The sequence below is a fragment of the Solidesulfovibrio carbinolicus genome (genome assembly GCF_004135975.1).
Taxonomy (GTDB): domain Bacteria; phylum Desulfobacterota; class Desulfovibrionia; order Desulfovibrionales; family Desulfovibrionaceae; genus Solidesulfovibrio; species Solidesulfovibrio carbinolicus.
On sequence record NZ_CP026538.1, the window covers coordinates 3,478,338 to 3,495,089 of the forward strand.

The following is a 16,752-nucleotide window of genomic DNA, read 5'->3' on the forward strand; positions in this document are numbered from 1 at the left end:
GCACGGCGGGCGGCCCGGAATGGGCCGCCCGCCCAGGAAAAAAGTTATGAAACGCAAGATCATCGAAATCGACGAAGCACTGTGCAACGGCTGCGGCCAGTGTGTCACCGGCTGCGCCGAAGGCGCGCTCGAAATCATCGACGGCAAGGCCAAGATCGTGGCCGACCATTTCTGCGACGGACTGGGGGCCTGCATCGGCCACTGCCCCACCGGCGCGCTGCAAATCATCGAACGCGAAGCCCCGGAATTTGACGAGCACGCCGTGGAAGAGCGTTTGGCCAAGCTGAAAAAGCAGCCTTCCCCCTGCGGCTGCCCGTCCAGCGCGCCCATGTCCATATCGCCCTGCCAGGCGGCCAACGCGCCCACGGCCCAGGTTGCGGCCGGCGGTTCGGCCCTGTCCACCTGGCCCATCAAGCTGCGCCTGGTGCCGCCCACGGCTCCGTTTTTACGCGGCGCGCGCCTGCTTTTAACTTCCGACTGCGTGCCCCCGGCCTTCCCGGCCTACGGCAGCGCCTTCCTGCCGGGCCGCGTGGCGCTTCTGGGCTGTCCCAAGTTCGACGACGCCCAGAGCTATGTGGATAAGTTGGCTGACATTATTCGGGAAAGCGAGCCCCAGGACATCACGGTGCTGCAAATGGACGTGCCGTGTTGCTCGGGCATGTCGCGCATCGCCGCCCTGGCCGTGGCCGCCTCGGGCAAAAACGTTCCCGTCACCCAGGTGGTGGTTTCCCGTCGCGGCGAAGTGCTCGGGATGCAGCCGGTCAAGATCGGCAATTCCCCCTTCGGCGGCTAGAACGTCGCCCCCCTTTGACCGCAAACGCAAGGAGCCGGTCATGAAGAAGATCAACATCATCGAGGAAGGCCCGTTCAAGGACACCGGCCACGGCACGCTGTGGGTCCACGATTCGGCCAATTTCCGCATCGTCAACTTCAACTTCAAGGCCGGCCAGCAGCTGGCCGTGCACTCCCACGACGTGGACGGCGAACTGTCCATCGTGGTGCTTTCCGGCGAAGGCGAGTTCCTGGGCGCGGACGACGCGACCATCCCGGCCAAGACCGGCGACGTGCTGGTGTGCCCCATCGCCACACCCCACGGCATCCGCTCCATCACCGACATGCGCGTGCTGGTGACCATCGCCCCGCCGCCCTAAGGCGCAGAGAGCGGGAGATGCCTCCACCGGCCGGGGGCCTGAGGCCCCCGGACCCCCCTCCTAAAAACCGGGCGAAGCGAAAATAAAAAAACGGCCCGTGCAATTCCAACAGGTTGCACGGGCCGCATGAGTTGCATTTTTGCCGCATATGTGAAAAAAATCGCAAGTTGCGGCGCAAATGATTTATCTAGCATGTTTTCGCCGCGACGGGAAGCGGCGAGTCGGCCCCAGAGGCCGCCATGCCCGCCATCTCCCCTGCCGGAGATGCCCGGACGAGACAGGGCGAAACGGCCGCACGCGCGTACCGCCAACCACGCGCGCGCGGACGCGGCGCAAAGCATAGGCCACAAAGGCGGACGCGAACCCGCCGGCCTCCTGAAACGGACCCCAAACCACAAGGACTTTGGCGTCGCGGTTTCGCCCTGTCCCGTCCCGGCAACCCCGCTTGCCGTCGTCACGGCAACATTTCCCCTTGATCCGGCCTCCCGTGCCGGCTCTTACCCGCCCCAGCCCCAACGCCGCAGCGCTCCCGTCTGCGTCCCCTTGCTTCCAGCCCGGGACAGATTGCTGAGACTGTCGCCGCCCTGGCGCAAGGCCTCGTATCCCAATCAATTCCCAGGCGAGGCGCTACCCCACAAGCCCGCCGAGCATCTGTCCCGGCCCCAGCCCCGGAAAGATGTCGGGAATCCGTTTTTCCGGCAGCCCCAGGTGGCTGACGGCTATGGCGGCCACGGCCTCGCGCCAGTCCGTGGCCGCCGCGATGTCGCGCCCGCCGGCCAGGCGGTGCCCGGCCAGCCCGGGCCACGGCCCGACCACCCGCCCGCCGGCCACCGGCCCGCCCAGGACGAGCATCACCCCGCCCAGGCCGTTGTCCGTGCCGCCAAACGCGTTTTCCCGGGCCGTGCGACCGAATTCGCCCAGGGCCACGACCACCGTGTCCGCCGCGGCCGGTCCCAGGCCGGCCAGCATGCCGGCCAGGCCCTGGCCGAGGTCGCGCAACCGGTCGGCCAGATAGCCCTTGGCCGCGCCCTGGCCGCTGTGGGTGTCAAAACCGCCCACGGCCACAAAGCCCAGGGCGGCGTCGCGACGCCTGGCCAGTTCCTTGCCCAAGCGCGGACCGAATTCGGCGAAATGCGGCGCGGGCACGGCCCCGGCCGCCGCCCGGCGGGACTCTTCCAGGAGTTTGGCCAGCTGTTCCTGGCGGGCTTCCCGGCCGGCGGCGAAGGCCTTGGCCAGGGAACCGCCGGCTTGGCCGTAGAGCTTGCCGGCGGCGTCGAAAAGGGTCTGGTCCTCCACCGGCAGTCCCGGCAGGGACTCGCCGCGACCGGGGGCCAGCATGGCGTAGTGCGGCGCGCCGTCGTAGGCCTCCGACTGGCTGGCCACCACCATTTGCGAGCGTTCGCCGCCCAGGGCCAAGGCCAGCCGGCCCAGCCAGCCGGCCGCGCCGGCCTTGCCCTTGCGCTGGGCGGCCGGCGCGCCGGCGGCGAAATCGGCCAGGGCGGCGGCGTGGGTCGCGCCCTGGCCGGGCATGGCGCAGGCCGGGATGACGGCGAGCTGTTTGCGGGCGTAGAGCGGGGCCAAAAGGGTCAAGGCGGGATGGAGCCGAAAACCGTTGCCGAGATCGGTTCCGGCCTCGGCGGTAAGCGCGGTGGTGGGGCGCAGCACGGCGTACAGCGGGTCGGCCGTGGGCGCGGCCATGGACAGCCCGTCCGGGCCGCCTTGCAGCAGCACCACCACGAGTTGCTTGCCCTCGCGCCAGGAGGGTTTGACCGGTTCCCGGCCGCCGGCCTTGGCCTCGCTTTTGGCGTCGCCTTTGCGGTCGGCCTTTTTGGCCAAGGCCGCTCCCGGCATCAGGCTCAGCGCGCCAAGGCCGGCCAGCACGCGCAGCGCGTCGCGTCGTCGCACCCATCTTCCTCCGTTGGCTGCGCCGGGCGCTTCCGCCCGACCTCAAACGCCCTTGAAAAAACTCCCCCCCTCGACGCGAAGCCCCCCTTTTCCCAACTGGGGGGTCCGGGGGCCTCAGGCCCCCGGCCGCCGGAGGCATCTTCCTCTTATCCTTCTTCTTTATCCCCTCAATACCGCACAAAATCCGGCGAAGCCAAAATAACGGCCACCCCGCCGCGTTCGGCGGCCTGGCGGACGGCTGGAGAGAGGGTTGGGCCGAGGGTGCGGGCCAGGGCCGCCGGATCGGCGGTGGGCGCTGGAAAGCCGGCGATGCGGCCGGCGGCCAGATCGCCGGCCAGGCTGACCCGACGCGGCAGGGCTTCGGCCTTGGCCCATTGGGCGGCCGGGGCCAGAGCCCCTTCGGCGGCGTCGCCGGGCAGGGGTTGGCCCAGGGCGGCCAGCGTACCGACCAGTCCGGCGGCGTCGGCGGGAAACGCCCCCAGGGCGCGCAGGGCCGAGGCCACCTGGCGCAGGGGCGATTTCACCCGCCCGCCCCGGTATTTGTCGTCCTGGAATTCGGGGCTGGTGAACAGGGCGCGCAGGGTCTGGCGGATGTCGCCGCCGGTCTTCTGGAACGTGTCGGCCAGGCGGGCGACCAGGGCCGGGGGCGGATCGTCGGTAAGGAAATAGACGGCCAGCTTGCGGCTGATGTTTTTGGCCGTGGCCGGGTGTTCGACCAGAAGGCGCAGGGCGGCGGCCCCTTCGCCAAAGCCCGTGCCCTTGATGCGTTGCCCCAGGAGGGTTTTGTCCGAGGGATCGTGGCGTTCGGCGTCGAAATAGAAGCCGCCGGTATCAGAGTCGGCCCGGGCCGCGCCCACGCGCCAGCCGGTCAAAATGCGGGCCAGGGCCTGGACGTCGGCGGGCTTTTGGGGACCGCCGGGGCCAAGGGTCTGGCGGTTTAAGAGCACGGCGGCGTAGGTGGCGTCGATGCTGTCCTTGGCCGGTTTGCCGGCCTCGCGCACCACCACGTTTTTCCAGTTGTCCTGGGCCATGAGCATGGCCGGGTGCATGGCCGTGGCGGCGAGCAGATCGAAAAAATTGCCCAGGGCGTGGGGCCGGATGGCTTCGCGTTCGTAGGAGCCGATCCAGAGGTGGCTGAGGCCCTTTTTGGGGCCAAGGCCCAAATGCTCGCACCAGAAAGCGACCATGAGTTCGGCGAGTTGATTGGGCGAGGCCACGGCCCGCAGCAGCCGGGCCTTGGCGGCTTCCAGGGCCACGGCATCGGCCCGGTCGAAGGTGCGGCGCATGGCCTCGGGGCCCTCGGCCCGGCCTTCCTCGGCCGGGGGGCCGTATTCGCGGAAAAGCCGCACGGTGTCTTTGTGCAAGGTGGGCAGGGCGGCCAGGGCGCGTTCGAGTTCGGGCGGCTCGGGCTGGGGCTCGGGGGCAAGCTGTGCGTCGATAAACGCGGCCGCGCCCATGGCCGCCGCCTTGTCGAGCAGGCCCGGGGTCGGGCCATAGGTCAGGCGGTTTACGGCCTGGACCACGTCCGGCCCTGGTTCCGTCCCGCCGGCCAGGGCCGGGGCGGCGAAAACAAGGCACGCGAAAAGTCCCGCCGGACCGAGCCAGGCGGCCACATGTCCAAGAAATCGGGCGGTTCGCGTCATGCCGGCCATACCGGCAATGTGCGCGGCGGCCGGCCAAATGTCAATTGCGCGCCGGCCCGGGCCAAGGGGTGCGCCCGACGACGCTTCGTGGTAGGAAGGGGAAACTCCAAGGAGGAACGTATGGCTGTCTATGCCAACCAGACCATCATCAAGTACGGCGTGGGCTTCGGCTCGGCTTTGGCCATGTCAGTGTCCTTTGCCCTCAACAAGTCCATCGGCTGGGCTATTGTTCACGGCCTGCTCGGCTGGTTCTACGTCGTCTACGCCTGGCTGTTCAAAGCCTATTAGCCCCGCTCCCCGCCCAAAGCATCAATCCGGCGCGTTGTCCTCGGAATTGGCTGGCCCAGATTTCGAGGACACGCCGCCAGCGTCGGCGAAGTCCCCCGAAGCCAGGGGCGCGCCTTGGGGTTCGTTGGCGAAATAGACCCAGGCGGTCAGCCGCCGGCCGTCGCCAAGGACAATGAGGGCCGGCCGGCGCGTGTAGACCCGGGGGTGCTCCTCCAGCTCGTCCAGGCTGGCCAGGATGGCGGCGTCCACGGCGTAGACCTCGCCGATCACCGGATAGCGCCCTTCCCCGGCGGCCAGGTACGGAATGCCGGCTTCGAGGTAGAGGCCATGGGCGTCCACGGTGCGCCCGGGGCCGACGAACCGCGCTCCGGCCAGGAAACGGTGGTTGGAAAAGCCTCGGCGCAATGTGCCGTAGACGAAAACGTGGCTGCTCCCGTCGCCGGCCGCGGTGGCTTCGGGACCGGCCTGGCCCGGCTGCCCTTCGGCCGACTCGGCAGCACGCTTGCGGGCGAAGAAATTATACAGCAACACCATGTCAACGCGGGAAAAGGCCGAAACGGACGATCCACCACAAGGCGGCCAAACCGTCGCGCCAGCCGATTTTTTTGCCTTCGTCGTAAGTGCGGCCGTAGTAGGAGACCGGCACTTCATAGATGCGAAGCCGCATCTTGGCCACCTTGGCCGTCAGCTCCGGCTCCACGCCAAAACGGTCGCACTGGATGCGGATCTTTTGCAGCACCTCGCGGCGAAAGGCCTTGTAGCAGACCTCCATGTCCGAGAGATTGATGTCGTTGAGCATATTGGAAAGCAGCGTCAGCATCCGGTTGGCCACGGAGTGCCAGAAATAGAGCACCCGATGGGGGCCGCCCAAAAACCGCGAGCCGTAGACCACGTCGGCCTTGCCGGCGAAGATGGGGGCCAAAAGCGCTGGATAGTCGTCGGGATCGTATTCGAGATCGGCGTCCTGGATAAGGACGATGTCGCAGGCGGCGGCGGCAAACCCGGTGCGCAGGGCCGCGCCCTTGCCCTGGTTGTTGGCGTGAAAAAACGTGCGCAGGCGGGGATCGTCGGTGAGCGTGCGCAGGTAGTCGCCGCTGCCGTCGGTGGAGGCGTCGTCCACAAGGATGACCTCGGTGGTCTCGGGCCGGGACAACACCTTGGCCAGCAGCGCCGGCAACGTGCCGGCCTCGTTGTAAACCGGGATGACGACGCTGACGGTCATGGGACAGGCGGCGCGGGATTCGTTCATAGGGTCTCCGTGGGAATGCCGAGGGCCGCAAAGTAGCGGGCGCGGCAGGAAGTTTCAATGGCGCACAGGGCGGCCAGGGCGTCGCCGAAATCGTTCGCGCCCATGGTGAAGACGCCATGGCCGCAGACGATGACCCCGGGCCGGCCGCCATTCGCCGCCAGGGCCGGCGGCATGGTGTGGACCAGCCCGCGCGGGCCGCAGCCCACCTCGCCCGGCACGATGGGGGTTTCGCCGGCGAAACGCTGCCGGGCGCAGTCCACATGGCAGCGCTCCCGCCGGGGGCAGGTGGCCAGGTCCTCGCAATCCATGGACATGACGACGGCAAACCGGGGATGGCCGTGGAGAATCGCCTTGCGGCCGTCCAGGGCGGACAGGGCGGCGTGGGCGGCCAGTTCGCTGGAGGCGGTAAGCCCCGCGCAGGACGAACCGTCCAGGGGCACGAGGTCCATGGCTCCGGGCAGCTCGTCCAGGGCCGCGCCGGTTTGGCTGATGGCCAGAACGCCGTCCAGGTTATAGGAAATGTTGCCAAAGACCGAATCGACCAGCCCCAGCTCCACCGTGGCCCGGCCGGCCTGGGCCATGGCCGCGAGCATGGTTTCGCGGTCGATGAATGGCCCCTTGGCCAAGGCCGGCACAATGGTCGGCGGCGGCGGCAGGGTCCGGCAGGCGGCGGCAAAAGCGGCCGCATAGGCCGCATCCACGGCCCCGGCCCGGTTGGCGGCCAGAAAATCGGCGAAAAATTTGACGAACCCGGCAAAGGCCACGGATGAGACCGTGACAAAGGCCTGCTCCGGGGAAAGCGCGCCATGGGCCAGGATGCCGACTCCGGGCAAATAGGCTCCCTTGCGCCGGGACAGGGCGGCGGCGGCGGCTTCCACGGTCGGTTCGGCAATGACCGGAATGTCGTGGAAAAAGGTGCGCGTCTCGCAGTCCCGGGGCCGGATGGCCGGGGCTTGACTGCCGGCCAGGAATTCGAGGATGGCGCGGTGGGGCTGGGCCGGCGGAGCCAGGAGCACACAGCCCACCCCCAGGCGGTCCACCAACCCGGCCAGGAGTTCCTCGTGGGGCGAGGGCCGGGAAAAGGCCAGGCGGTCGTCCAGACAGGCGGCCACGGCTGCGCCGGGATCGGTCAGGCCGGCGGCGGCGAGCTTTTCGGCAAAGCGCCGGGCCAGGGCGGCGGTCAGATCGGCCATGGCGACTCCAGGGCGGCGACGGCCTGGGTGGTGGGACGGCCGTCGGCGTTCAGGCCGCGCAGCCGGTAGTAGGCGGCCCGGGCGGCCAGGAACTCCTCGCGCGGCAAGGGCGCGACCACAATGCCCTCCCCGGACGAGCCGGTTTCGGCGAAAAAACGCTCCGGCAGGTCGTCATCGGCGACGCCAAGGCCAGCACGGGCATTTATCGTCCGCTCGACCAACACCGTGCGCTGCCCCAGGCCGGCCAGCCCGGCGGCGCTGACGCCCTCGCCCCGGACGGCGGACAGGGCCAGCGCCCATTCCTCCAGGCCAACGGCCAGCCCAAAAAGCGGACAGCCGCCGAGCGAAGCGGCCACGGCGGCCGCGTTTTCGCCCAGAAACACGGCCCGGGCCTTGCCGGCGAAGCTGAACCGGTCCGTGGCCACGGGTTTTCGCAGCAGCTCATGGCCCAGGCACAGCCCGCCCCAGGCGTCCGGGCCGGATGTGCCCACGGCCAGGGACAAGGCCAGGCCGTAGGCCCCGCGCGGATCAAAGGCCGGCAGGGCCACGCCCTTGACGGCCATGGCCGAGGGCGAAACGCTCAGCCCTTCGGCCACGAGAGCGGCCAGGGCCGGCAGCAAGGCGTCCGAGGCCAGATCGCGCCCGGCCGCCTCGGCCCGGCCGGCAAGGAGAGCGGCCGCGCCCGGGGCGAAAAGCCCGGCCTGGCGGCAGGCGGCATGGGCGGCCACGGCCAGATCGGGATCGGCCAGGCCCAAGAGCGCGGTCAGATGCGACCAGGCGTCGCCGTCCGGGAGCACGCCGCCATCGGCCGTGACGTGGCGGCACGGCGTGGGACAGCCCGGACAGCCGGCGGCGCGCGGCGAAAGACGGGCAAACAGGCCCGGAGCGGAGAGTTGCCCGGCCGCCTCGAAGGCGGTTTCCCGGAAATTGCGGGTCGGCAGCATCCGCCGGCCGGCCGTGAGATCCAAAAGCGCCGCCGTGCCGTAGCGCCCGAAACCGCACGGCCCGGCCAAGGCCGGCGCGGCGGACACAAGGCGCTCCATGGCCGCCCTGGCCCCGGCCAGGGCGGCGGGATCGGCCGGGGCCGGCCCTTCCCCTTGCGCCCGGGCGGCCACGGCGAAACAATTCTTGGCGGCAAGCGGCAAGGCCACGCCGCCCGGCCCCACGGCGTGCAGGCCATCGGCCCACAGTCCGGCCAGGGGCGAACCGGCCCGGGCGGCCGGACCGGCGACCAGCGCGCCGTCATGGGACGGCAAGGCGGCCAGGGCCGCCGAGGTCCCCTGCCCCGCCGCCGCACCCAGGGGAAGCAGGCGCACCCCGTCAGCGTCCAGAAACAAGGCCGTGGGCGTATTCGACCGACCGGTCACGACCACGGCGGCGAGGCCAAGCCGGGCCAGGGCACGGCCCAGCCCGCCGGGCACGGCAACGGCCAAAACGCCGCCGGTATGCGGATTGGTCCCGGCCAGGGCGGCAAAGGAAACCCCGGGCAGATCAAAACCGGCCAGGGCTCCCGGAGCCAGGACCACAGCCCCGTCCGGCGCGTCCCAGACGGCCCGGGGCCGGGCGGCCAAAAGCGCTACGGCCAAGGCCCGGCCGCCAAGCGCCTGCCGGGCCAAGCTCGGGTCTTGCTGCTCGCGGCGACAGACCCCGGTGGACAGGTCGCAAAAAAGGATATGGGCGGTGGGATGTTCCATAAGCGGCATCGCAAAACGTTTCCGTCCGGGAGGTAGCAGCCGGGCCGGTTCGAGGCAATGGGCAATGCGCCCTAAAGCCTTGGCGGGATGCGCCGATAAGTTTCGTGCAAGCCCACGTCAGCGAGGTCGGCCATGCAGATCGCCTTCAATACTCACGGCATTTCCACCAGCCTGTCCCCCATGGACGGGTCGGCTGCGCCCAAGTCCGGCCAAGCCGCCTCGGGCCATCTTTCGCTGACCTTCGGCTCCGGGGACAAGGCCAAGGAAACGAAGCAGACCAAGGCCCCGTCCTCCACCTCCGACGTGTTCGCCGCCGAAATCATGCGCCGCATCAACCAGGCCGAGGGCGCGACCGTGGCCAGCAATGCCGCCATCGCCAGCAACGCGTCCCTTGGCAGCAACGCCGGAGCCGGGGTCAACGTCGCCGCCTCGGGGGATTTGCAGGCCGCCCTGGCCGATGCCGTGGAATACGTGCGCAAGCAGCACGGCGACGCCGCCGCCACCGCCGTCATGGGCATCATGTTCAAGGAAGTGGGCGACGGCTCGGGCGGCGAGGACCGCCTCGGCGACGCCCTGGTCTCGGCGCTCAAATTCATCGACGGCAATTTCGGCATCGCCGCCGGCGACGCGGCCATGGACAAGTTCAACGGCGCGCTCAACGAAGCCGTCAACGACTACTACCAAAACGGCCACCTGGAGGAATTCTACGCCGCCAACGGCACGACCGGAGCCGTCAAGCAGGCCCAAGGCGTCGTCGCCTCCACCCTGGCCCACGTGGCCAAGGAATTCGGCACGGACGCGGCCAAGACCGTGGCCGACATCCTGGCCACCAATTTCACCGACCAAGGTTCCACCCGCCAGGGCCTGGGCCAAGCCATCGTGGCCGCCAACGATTACCTCTCGGCCAACTACGGCGCGGCCGACCTCGGCAGCCTGCCCCTTGGCCAGACCAACCAGCCCAAGGGCTCCGTGCTCAATCTCACGGCATAAAGAAAGAAGAGAAGATGTCCGGCGGCCAGGAGAGGCGCTGCCTCTCCCAAACCTCTCCGCCAGGGGCCTGAGGCCCCCTGCCCCCCTTTGCTTTTCCGCCGACCAAATACCCGCCCCGCGCGCCAAACCCCTTTAAGCATTTCTCCATTCGGGGGGTCCGGGGGGGCGGTCGGCCCCCGGCCGCCGGAGGCCTCTTCTCTTTTTATTCTTCCTCGTTATCTAATAATCCCACTTCCAGTTGACGCCCACACCTTGTTTGTTGTCGACGCCCACGCGGCTGTCCACGGTGATATTGGGCGTGACCTGCACTTCCACGGACACCGCGCCGCTTTGCGCGCCCATGCCTTGTTCGACGCCCACGGTCACGCCCTTGAAGATCTCCTTGCCGGCCTTGAGCACGGTGCCGGCCATGCCGGATTTTCCGGTGACGATGGAGAGCTGGTCCAGGCCCAGGATGCGCCGGGTGCGGGCCAGGATGCTGGTGGGCGTGCCGCCGGCGTAGATGGAGGCGGCGGCCTGGGCCAGTTGGGCGGCCTGGATGGGCGAAAGCGAACCGGCGTTTTGGCCAAAAAGCAGCCGCGAGAGGATTTCGTCGCGGGGCAGCTGCGGCGTGGAGGTCAGCGTGATGACCGGGGCGTCGGCGTCGCCGGTGATGGCGATGCCGGCGGTGACGTTGTCCTTGGTGGTTTCGGCCCGCACGTCAAAGGTCGGGGCCGTGGGCGCGCCGCCGCTAAACGTCAGCTCGCCCTTGGTGATTTCCAGCGTCGAGCCGAGCAGATCCAGGCTGCCCTTGTCCACGGCGTAGCGACCGACGACGATGGGCGCGGCGGCCGTGCCGGTGACGGCAAGCGCGCCGGTCCAGCGCGACTCCAGGCCAAGGCCGCGTACGTAGACGGCCTGGCCCAGGGAAATCTTGAGGTCGAGGTCCACGTGGCGGGCCACGGCCGGCGGCGCGGCCTTGGCGGCCGGTTTCTTGGGCGCGGCCGGATCGTTGACGTAGGTGACCGGGATGACGGCCACGTCGGGCGGCAGGGAGGTGGGCAGATTCACGTCGGCCGGCCCGATGACGATGTTGCCGCTGGCGCGCAGGCGCGAGAGCGTGCCGGTGACGGCTATCGTGCCGTCGGCGGCGGCGGTGGCGATGTCCAGGCCCACGACGCGCAGATGCGCCAGGGCGAGTTTCACATCCACGGGACCGTTGACCGGGTCGGCGATGCCGACCGTGCCGGAGAGCGTAAAGCGGCCGCCCCGGCCGTCCTCGCCCGAGGCCGAGGCGATGGTGAGCCGGCCGCCTGTGGCGTCGGCCTTGAGCACGACGTTGGTGAGGACCAGTCCGGCGTCGGCGTTTTCCAGGCGGCTGGCGGCCAGGGCCAGGCCCCCCGTCGCGACCGGGGCGCCGAGCGTGCCGCCAAGGGCCAGATCGGCGGTGAGGCGGCCGACGATGCGGGTGTTGACCCGGGCTAAAAGGCCGGCGAAATCGGCCAGATCGGCGTCGGCGGCGATCTGGCCGGACAGCGCGCCGCCGGGCGGCAGGTCGCAGGCAAAGGGGGCCAGGGACAGGCGCATGGGCAGGCCGGCCGTGACGGTGACGACGTCGGAGGCCTTGCCGCTTTTGGATTCCTTGGCGTTTTTGCCGGCCAGTCCGGCCGTGACGTCCAGGCGCGCGCCGTTGCAGGTCGCCTTGGCCCACAGGCTGACCGACGGCAGGCCCTTGCCCTGTTCGGCGGCCAGGCGCAGCCCGGACACACGGGTTTCGGCTGCGATTTGCGGCCGGGCCGGCGTGCCGGACAGGGTGGCGCTGGCCGTGGCCGTGCCGTCGATGCCGGCCAGGCCGAAAAGCCCGAGCAGCGGCAGGGGAAAGTTGTCCACCGTGGCCTTGCCGCTGGCTTCGTTTGGCCCAAGGGTCCCGGAGGCGGTGATCTTGGCCTTGTCCAAGGCGAGGCTCACGCCCTCCACGCGCAGGGCGTCACCGCCCAGGGTGACGGCGGCCGGGCTGGCCAAGGCAAATTTGCGGCCCTCCAGGCTGCCGGCCAGGGACTGCACGGCAATGCGGCGTTTGCCGGCCTCGGCCGGGGGCAGGCTCAGGCGCAGGCTGGCCTCGACGGTGGTCTGGCCGGCGAGCCTGCCTTTGGCCTCGGCCGAAACGGCCATGGCCCGGCCGTCGCCGCTGGCGGTGGCCAAAAGGGTGGCAAGGGACACGCCCGAGGCTTCCAGGCCGCGTCCGGTGAGGCTGGCCTTGCCGCGCGGCGCGCCGATGAGGTCGTCCAGGGCGGCGTTTGCGGTCAAGCTGGCGGCGGCCAGGCCGGGCAGGCGCAGGTTGGCCGCGCTAAGATCAACGGTGAGCGACTGGGTCGCCCCTTTGCCCGGCCCGGCGGCAGCCGAGGCCGTGAGCTTGAGCGAGCCGGCCAGCGTCAAGCCGACGAAGCGGCCCAGGCCGGCCAGATTCCCGGCCTGTCCGGCAAGCTTGCCCGAGACCCGGCCGGTTGCCGTATCGATGTCGGCCTCGCCGGCAAAGGCGGCGTCCGGGGCGGCCAGTTTGAGGCCGGACAGGCTCAGGCGCGAGCCGGTCAGGGCATAGGCGGCCTCGGCCCGGGCCGTCTCGCCCTCGCGCACGGCGGCGATGGTCGCCTTGCCCGAGGGACGGCGGGCGCTGTCGGCCAGACTGGCCTCCAGGGACGCTTCGGTGAGCGCCAGTTCGCCCAGGCGTAGGCGCTTGGCCCCGGCCGCGACGTCCAGGCGCGGTGAGACGGCTGGGCCGGAGATGGTCAGCTTGGCCTCGGCCGCGCCGGCGCAGGGCTGGCCCAGGGCGGCGGTCAGCAGGGTCAGGTCCGGCGTGTCCAGGCGCACCTTGGCGTCCAGGCTGTCCGAGGCGGCGGTGTAGCCGCCCGTGCCGGTGAGCGTCAGCCCCTTGCCGGCCAGGGACAGTTCGGTCAGGCGCACGCCCTGGGCCGAGAAGGCGGCCGTGAGATCGAGCTTGGGCGCGGGGCCAAGCAGGGCGGCCACCGAGGCATCCAGGGAGCTTGCCGTGGCCGGGGCGGCCAGCTTGGTGAAGGAGGCGGCAAGGCTCGTCGTGCCGTGGCCGTCCGGGGCGGTGGTCACGTCCCCGGCCACGGCCGCGCCGCCGGTCAGGCGAAGGCCGACAAGCGAGGCCGCGCCGGCCAGATCGGCCAGGGAAACGGCCAGCCGGCCGCGCACATTGCCGCCCTCGATATGGACCTGCCCCAGGGTCACGGTTCCGCCCTGGCCGGTCAGGGCGGCCTGGTCCACGTCCACGATCCAGTCGGACGTCAGCAGGCCTTTGGCGTCGAAATCCAGGTTTTGGCCGGCCAGAGTCGTGCCGTCGGGGCCAGCCAGGCCGGCGAGCTTGCCCTGGGCGGCCAGGGTCGCGCCTGGGAAGCTGTTGGTGATGGGAGCCACAACCTGGGCCGAGGCCTTGATGTCGCCGTCGGCCAGATGCACGGGGCCGGCCCAAAAACCCCGGGCCGTGGCGTCGGCGCTAAGCGACGGCCGGGACAGCGGACCGGCGACGGTGAATTTCGCCCCGAGCCGGCCGCCCAGGGCCGAAGTCGCCAGGCGCGAGGCGTCGCTGATGTCGATGACGCCGGTTGCGGCCAGGGCGTCGGCGTCCGGGTCCATGGTCCCGGACAGGGAGACGCTGCCAAACGCGCCCGAGACTTCGAGCGTGGAAAGCTCCAGGGCGGAATCGGCCAGCCCGGCCCGGCCGGCCAGGACCAGCCGGGAGCGCGGGCCAAGAAAATCGTCGAAAAAAGGCGGCAGCAGGCCCGGGGTGGGCCGCAGGCCGAGGTCCAGGAAAAAGTCGGCCCGGGCGTCCCTGGCCAGGGGGATGCCCAGCCCGAGGTCGGCCACGAGGAGATCGGCCGCGCCAAGGCGGGCGGACAGGCGGCCTTTCCAGGCGCTAAGAGGGCCGTCGCCCAGGGCTTCCAGGGCAAAGGGCGTGCGGTCGTCGCCGGCCAGGGCCGAGGCGACAAGGCCTCCGGGCGCGTCGTCAAGGCTCGCCTTCACGGCCAGTCGCCAGTCGGCATAATTGAGCGCCGCGCCGACAGACAGCGTCAGCGGCGCTTCCCCGTCCAGACGCTTGGCGGCCAGCATCAGGGCGGCCGCGCCCTGGCCCGACTCGGCCAGCCGGCCGGACAGGCTGATGACGGCGGCCTGGCCGGCCAGCTCCTTGTCGAGGATGACGCGCCCTACAGCCAGTCGGTCCAGCAGGATGGGCGGCAGCCGGGGAAAGCGCGGCGGCCAGTCGAAGGTGACCGGGGCACGGTGGGACTGGGGGATGTCCGGGGCACGGCGCAGGCGCACCACGTCGGCGGCGATTTCGTGGATGACCACCCGGCCGGTCAACAGGGCCGCCGGCGACCAGGAGAGCGAGGCGTCGCCGATGACGAGCCACGGCCCCTTGGCGTCGGCCAGGGCGAAGCGGCCGACCTTGAGGGAAAAGGGCAGCGTGCCGGAGACGTTTTCGATGCGGGCGGCAAAGCCGCTGCCGGCGGTGATGGCGCGCTCGGCCACCCAGGCCGCGCCGTCAAGCCCCCAAGGCGTCAGCAGCGCCAGCCACAAGGCGACAACCAAACCGGCCAGCCCGCCCAAACCCAGGCCCAGCCGGCGCGGCCAACGCCGTCCCGCCCCCGGGGCCTTCCCCCCATCCTGATCTACATCTTTCCCCATATCCTGGTTCCCCCCGTGACCCATTTGGGGGGTCCGGGGGCCTCAGGCCCCCGGCCGCCGGAGGCATCTTCTCAAATTAAAATGATTGCCCGATGCTGCAATAGAACTGGGCGATGTCGTCGATGTCCTGGCGGCGGGCCAGGGGCGTGGCCACGTCCACGCGCACCGGGCCGACCGGGGTGTAGACCCGAAGGCCCAGGCCCGCGCCGAGCATGATGGGTTGGTCGTAGGGAGGCAGGGCCTTGCCGAAGGCCGTGCCGCCGTCGAGGAAAGGCACGATGCCGACGAGTTCGGTGACGCGCCAGCGCAGTTCGGTGGAGAAGGTGAAAAGCGACGCGCCGCCCACCGGCGTCTTGCCGCGCATGGGCCCCACGCTCTGGTAGGAGTAGCCCCGGATGGAGCCGCTGCCGCCGGCGTACCAGCGCAGGTCCGGGGTGACGTTTTCGCTGTCCGTGCCGATATTGGCGCCGCCCACGGCCCGGGTGGCCAGGACGAGGCCGGGCTTTTCGAGGATTTTGAGATAGTGGGCCAGGGTGAATTCCGGGCGCAGGAAGTTGTCCGCGCCGCTTAAGGTCCCCCAGTAGGGGGCCACGGAGCCGGTGGCCAGCAGCCCCTTTTGCGGGTCGAGCACGTCGTCGCGGCCGTCGTAGCCGATCTCCACGGGCAGGAAGACGAAGCCGTAGCGGGCGTCGGACTCCCAGGGGCGGGACTCGTCTTCCTCAATGCGCGAGGCCCGGTAGCCCAGGCCCGCACCGCCCGAGACCGCGTCGGTGAACTGGCGGCGAAGCGAGGCCGTGGCCGTGGCGTTTTGGCCCTTGTAGGCCTTCTTGTCTTCGTTGGCGACCCGGGCCTTGGCCTTGAACAGGTCCTTGGGCGTAAGCGCATCGGGTTTTTCAAAGGCAGCCTCGGCGAACTGCTCGATGCCCGAGGCGCTGCCGGCCACGGCGAGTTTTTCGCCGCCGCCGAAAAGATTGCGGTGCTCCCAGCCGAGGTTCGCTCCAGGGCCTTCGTCGGTTTTGTAGTCCACGCCGCCTTTGACGGTACGGTGCTTGCGCTCGGTCAGGGACACCTTGATGGGGGCCTGGCCGGTTGTCGGGTCCACGGCTGCGGTCTCCACCTGCACGGCGGCGAACAGCCCGGTGGCGTTTACGGCACGGCGGTAGGCTTCCACACCCTTGGCGTCGTAGGGCTGGCCCTGTTTCCAGGGAATCATGCCGGCGAGATAGCTTTCCTTGACCGTGGTCAGTCCGGCGAAGCTGGTCGGGCCAAAGGCCGCCTTGGGGCCGGGGGAGACGGTCCAGACCACGGACACGGCGTGATCGGCGAAGTTGGCCGTCACCTGCCGGTTGTCCACCTTGGCGTCGGGCCGGGCCTCGTCGCGCAGGAGTTCGGTGATTTTCGCCTCGGCGTCGAGGATGGCCTTGGCGGCAAAGGGCGAAGGCAGGGCCAGCCCCAGGCGTTCGGGCGTGGGCAGGGCCGAGGCGTCGCCGCCGTCGGGGGTCTTGAGGACCACCGAGCGCAGGTCGAACTGGGGCCCGGGATCGATGGCGAAGGTGAGCACGGCCGGGCTGGCGGCGCTGTCCAGGGAGACGGCCACGGTGGCGGCAAAACGGCCGCGCGACTGGAACACCTTGGCGAAGGCCGCCTTGTCTTCCTCGGCCCGGCGCTCCAGGAGCAGGGCCGAGTCCGGCGGCGCGTCGCGCAGGGCCTCGGCCTTGGAGACCTGATGCAGCAGGTCGAGGAGTGCGGGATCGAGGCTGCCTTCGTAGCGCACGACATAGGCCAGTCCGGGCGGGACCTTGGCCTGTTCCACGCGGGTGGCCGCCCCGGCCGGGACAGCCAGACCGGCGACAAGGGCCAGGAGCAGCACAAGTCCGGTCAGGCCCTTTGGAAAACGCTTCGTGCGCATCATGAAAAACTCAGTCGCTGCCACGGTTCGATCCGTAACACGCC

At 70.2% G+C, this 16,752-nt stretch carries 12 protein-coding genes; 4 read left to right on the forward strand and 8 right to left on the reverse strand.

What is annotated here, in order from left to right; genetic code table 11:
- The first annotated feature begins 46 nt into the window (after positions 1-46).
- Positions 47-793 (forward strand): ATP-binding protein, encoded by a 747-nt coding sequence (locus C3Y92_RS15595; protein WP_129354058.1) that lies wholly within the window; start codon positions 47-49, stop codon positions 791-793.
- A 40-nt stretch (positions 794-833) separates the two neighbouring features.
- The gene (locus C3Y92_RS15600; protein ID WP_015862175.1) at positions 834-1,151 is read left to right on the forward strand and encodes a cupin domain-containing protein; all 318 of its coding nucleotides are present in this window, start codon (positions 834-836) and stop codon (positions 1,149-1,151) included.
- A gap of 627 nt (positions 1,152-1,778) precedes the next feature.
- Here the strand turns inward: C3Y92_RS15600 and C3Y92_RS15605 are convergent.
- Positions 1,779-3,056, reverse strand: a complete 1,278-nt coding sequence (locus C3Y92_RS15605; protein WP_129354060.1) for a DUF1501 domain-containing protein — start codon at positions 3,054-3,056, stop codon at positions 1,779-1,781.
- A gap of 167 nt (positions 3,057-3,223) precedes the next feature.
- Positions 3,224-4,699, reverse strand: coding sequence for a DUF1800 domain-containing protein (locus tag C3Y92_RS15610; RefSeq protein ID WP_235669510.1), 1,476 nt, complete (start codon positions 4,697-4,699; stop codon positions 3,224-3,226).
- Between the two features lie 120 nt (positions 4,700-4,819).
- On the opposite strand from C3Y92_RS15610, the gene C3Y92_RS21185 reads away from it, so the two are divergent.
- On the forward strand, positions 4,820-4,987 hold the full coding sequence (locus C3Y92_RS21185; RefSeq protein ID WP_165352127.1) for a hypothetical protein: 168 nt from the start codon (positions 4,820-4,822) through the stop codon (positions 4,985-4,987).
- 21 nt (positions 4,988-5,008) lie between these two features.
- Here the strand turns inward: C3Y92_RS21185 and C3Y92_RS15615 are convergent, their stop codons facing one another.
- Genes C3Y92_RS15615 through C3Y92_RS15630 form a run of 4 tightly spaced genes read right to left on the reverse strand, consistent with a single transcriptional unit; the run spans position 5,009 to position 9,132 of the window.
- Positions 5,009-5,521, reverse strand: coding sequence for a gamma-glutamylcyclotransferase family protein (locus C3Y92_RS15615; protein ID WP_129354064.1), 513 nt, complete (start codon positions 5,519-5,521; stop codon positions 5,009-5,011).
- Position 5,522: 1 nt separating this feature from the next.
- Positions 5,523-6,236 (reverse strand): glycosyltransferase family 2 protein, encoded by a 714-nt coding sequence (locus C3Y92_RS15620; RefSeq protein WP_129354066.1) that lies wholly within the window; start codon positions 6,234-6,236, stop codon positions 5,523-5,525.
- Positions 6,233-7,429 (reverse strand): class II aldolase/adducin family protein, encoded by a 1,197-nt coding sequence (locus C3Y92_RS15625; protein WP_129354068.1) that lies wholly within the window; start codon positions 7,427-7,429, stop codon positions 6,233-6,235. Before C3Y92_RS15625 ends, C3Y92_RS15620 begins: the two co-directional genes overlap by 4 nt.
- Positions 7,417-9,132, reverse strand: coding sequence for an aldehyde ferredoxin oxidoreductase C-terminal domain-containing protein (locus C3Y92_RS15630; RefSeq protein ID WP_129354070.1), 1,716 nt, complete (start codon positions 9,130-9,132; stop codon positions 7,417-7,419). Before C3Y92_RS15630 ends, C3Y92_RS15625 begins: the two co-directional genes overlap by 13 nt.
- Before the next feature lie 123 nt (positions 9,133-9,255).
- Here C3Y92_RS15630 and C3Y92_RS15635 point away from each other — a divergent pair, with 123 nt between their 5' ends.
- Positions 9,256-10,113 (forward strand): hypothetical protein, encoded by an 858-nt coding sequence (locus tag C3Y92_RS15635; RefSeq protein ID WP_129354072.1) that lies wholly within the window; start codon positions 9,256-9,258, stop codon positions 10,111-10,113.
- A gap of 219 nt (positions 10,114-10,332) precedes the next feature.
- Here C3Y92_RS15635 and C3Y92_RS15640 read toward each other — a convergent pair whose 3' ends face one another.
- Entirely contained in the window at positions 10,333-14,799 is a 4,467-nt protein-coding gene (locus C3Y92_RS15640) for a translocation/assembly module TamB domain-containing protein (protein WP_129354074.1), read from the reverse strand.
- Positions 14,800-14,875: 76 nt separating this feature from the next.
- Positions 14,876-16,732 carry an autotransporter assembly complex protein TamA gene (locus C3Y92_RS15645; RefSeq protein ID WP_235669511.1) on the reverse strand — a complete coding sequence of 619 codons (1,857 nt, stop codon included), beginning with the start codon at positions 16,730-16,732 and terminating at the stop codon, positions 14,876-14,878.
- Positions 16,733-16,752 lie beyond the last annotated feature (20 nt).

Bases quoted from the DNA above. Each gene is read 5' to 3' on its own strand.
- C3Y92_RS15595 (WP_129354058.1), top strand. From the start codon at position 47: ATGAAACGCAAGATCATCGAAATCGACGAAGCACTGTGCAACGGCTGC.
- C3Y92_RS15600 (WP_015862175.1), top strand. From the start codon at position 834: ATGAAGAAGATCAACATCATCGAGGAAGGCCCGTTCAAGGACACCGGC.
- C3Y92_RS15610 (WP_235669510.1), bottom strand. From the start codon at position 4,699: ATGACGCGAACCGCCCGATTTCTTGGACATGTGGCCGCCTGGCTCGGT.
- C3Y92_RS21185 (WP_165352127.1), top strand. From the start codon at position 4,820: ATGGCTGTCTATGCCAACCAGACCATCATCAAGTACGGCGTGGGCTTC.
- C3Y92_RS15615 (WP_129354064.1), bottom strand. From the start codon at position 5,521: ATGGTGTTGCTGTATAATTTCTTCGCCCGCAAGCGTGCTGCCGAGTCG.
- C3Y92_RS15620 (WP_129354066.1), bottom strand. From the start codon at position 6,236: ATGAACGAATCCCGCGCCGCCTGTCCCATGACCGTCAGCGTCGTCATC.
- C3Y92_RS15625 (WP_129354068.1), bottom strand. From the start codon at position 7,429: ATGGCCGATCTGACCGCCGCCCTGGCCCGGCGCTTTGCCGAAAAGCTC.
- C3Y92_RS15630 (WP_129354070.1), bottom strand. From the start codon at position 9,132: ATGCCGCTTATGGAACATCCCACCGCCCATATCCTTTTTTGCGACCTG.
- C3Y92_RS15635 (WP_129354072.1), top strand. From the start codon at position 9,256: ATGCAGATCGCCTTCAATACTCACGGCATTTCCACCAGCCTGTCCCCC.
- C3Y92_RS15640 (WP_129354074.1), bottom strand. From the start codon at position 14,799: ATGGGGAAAGATGTAGATCAGGATGGGGGGAAGGCCCCGGGGGCGGGA.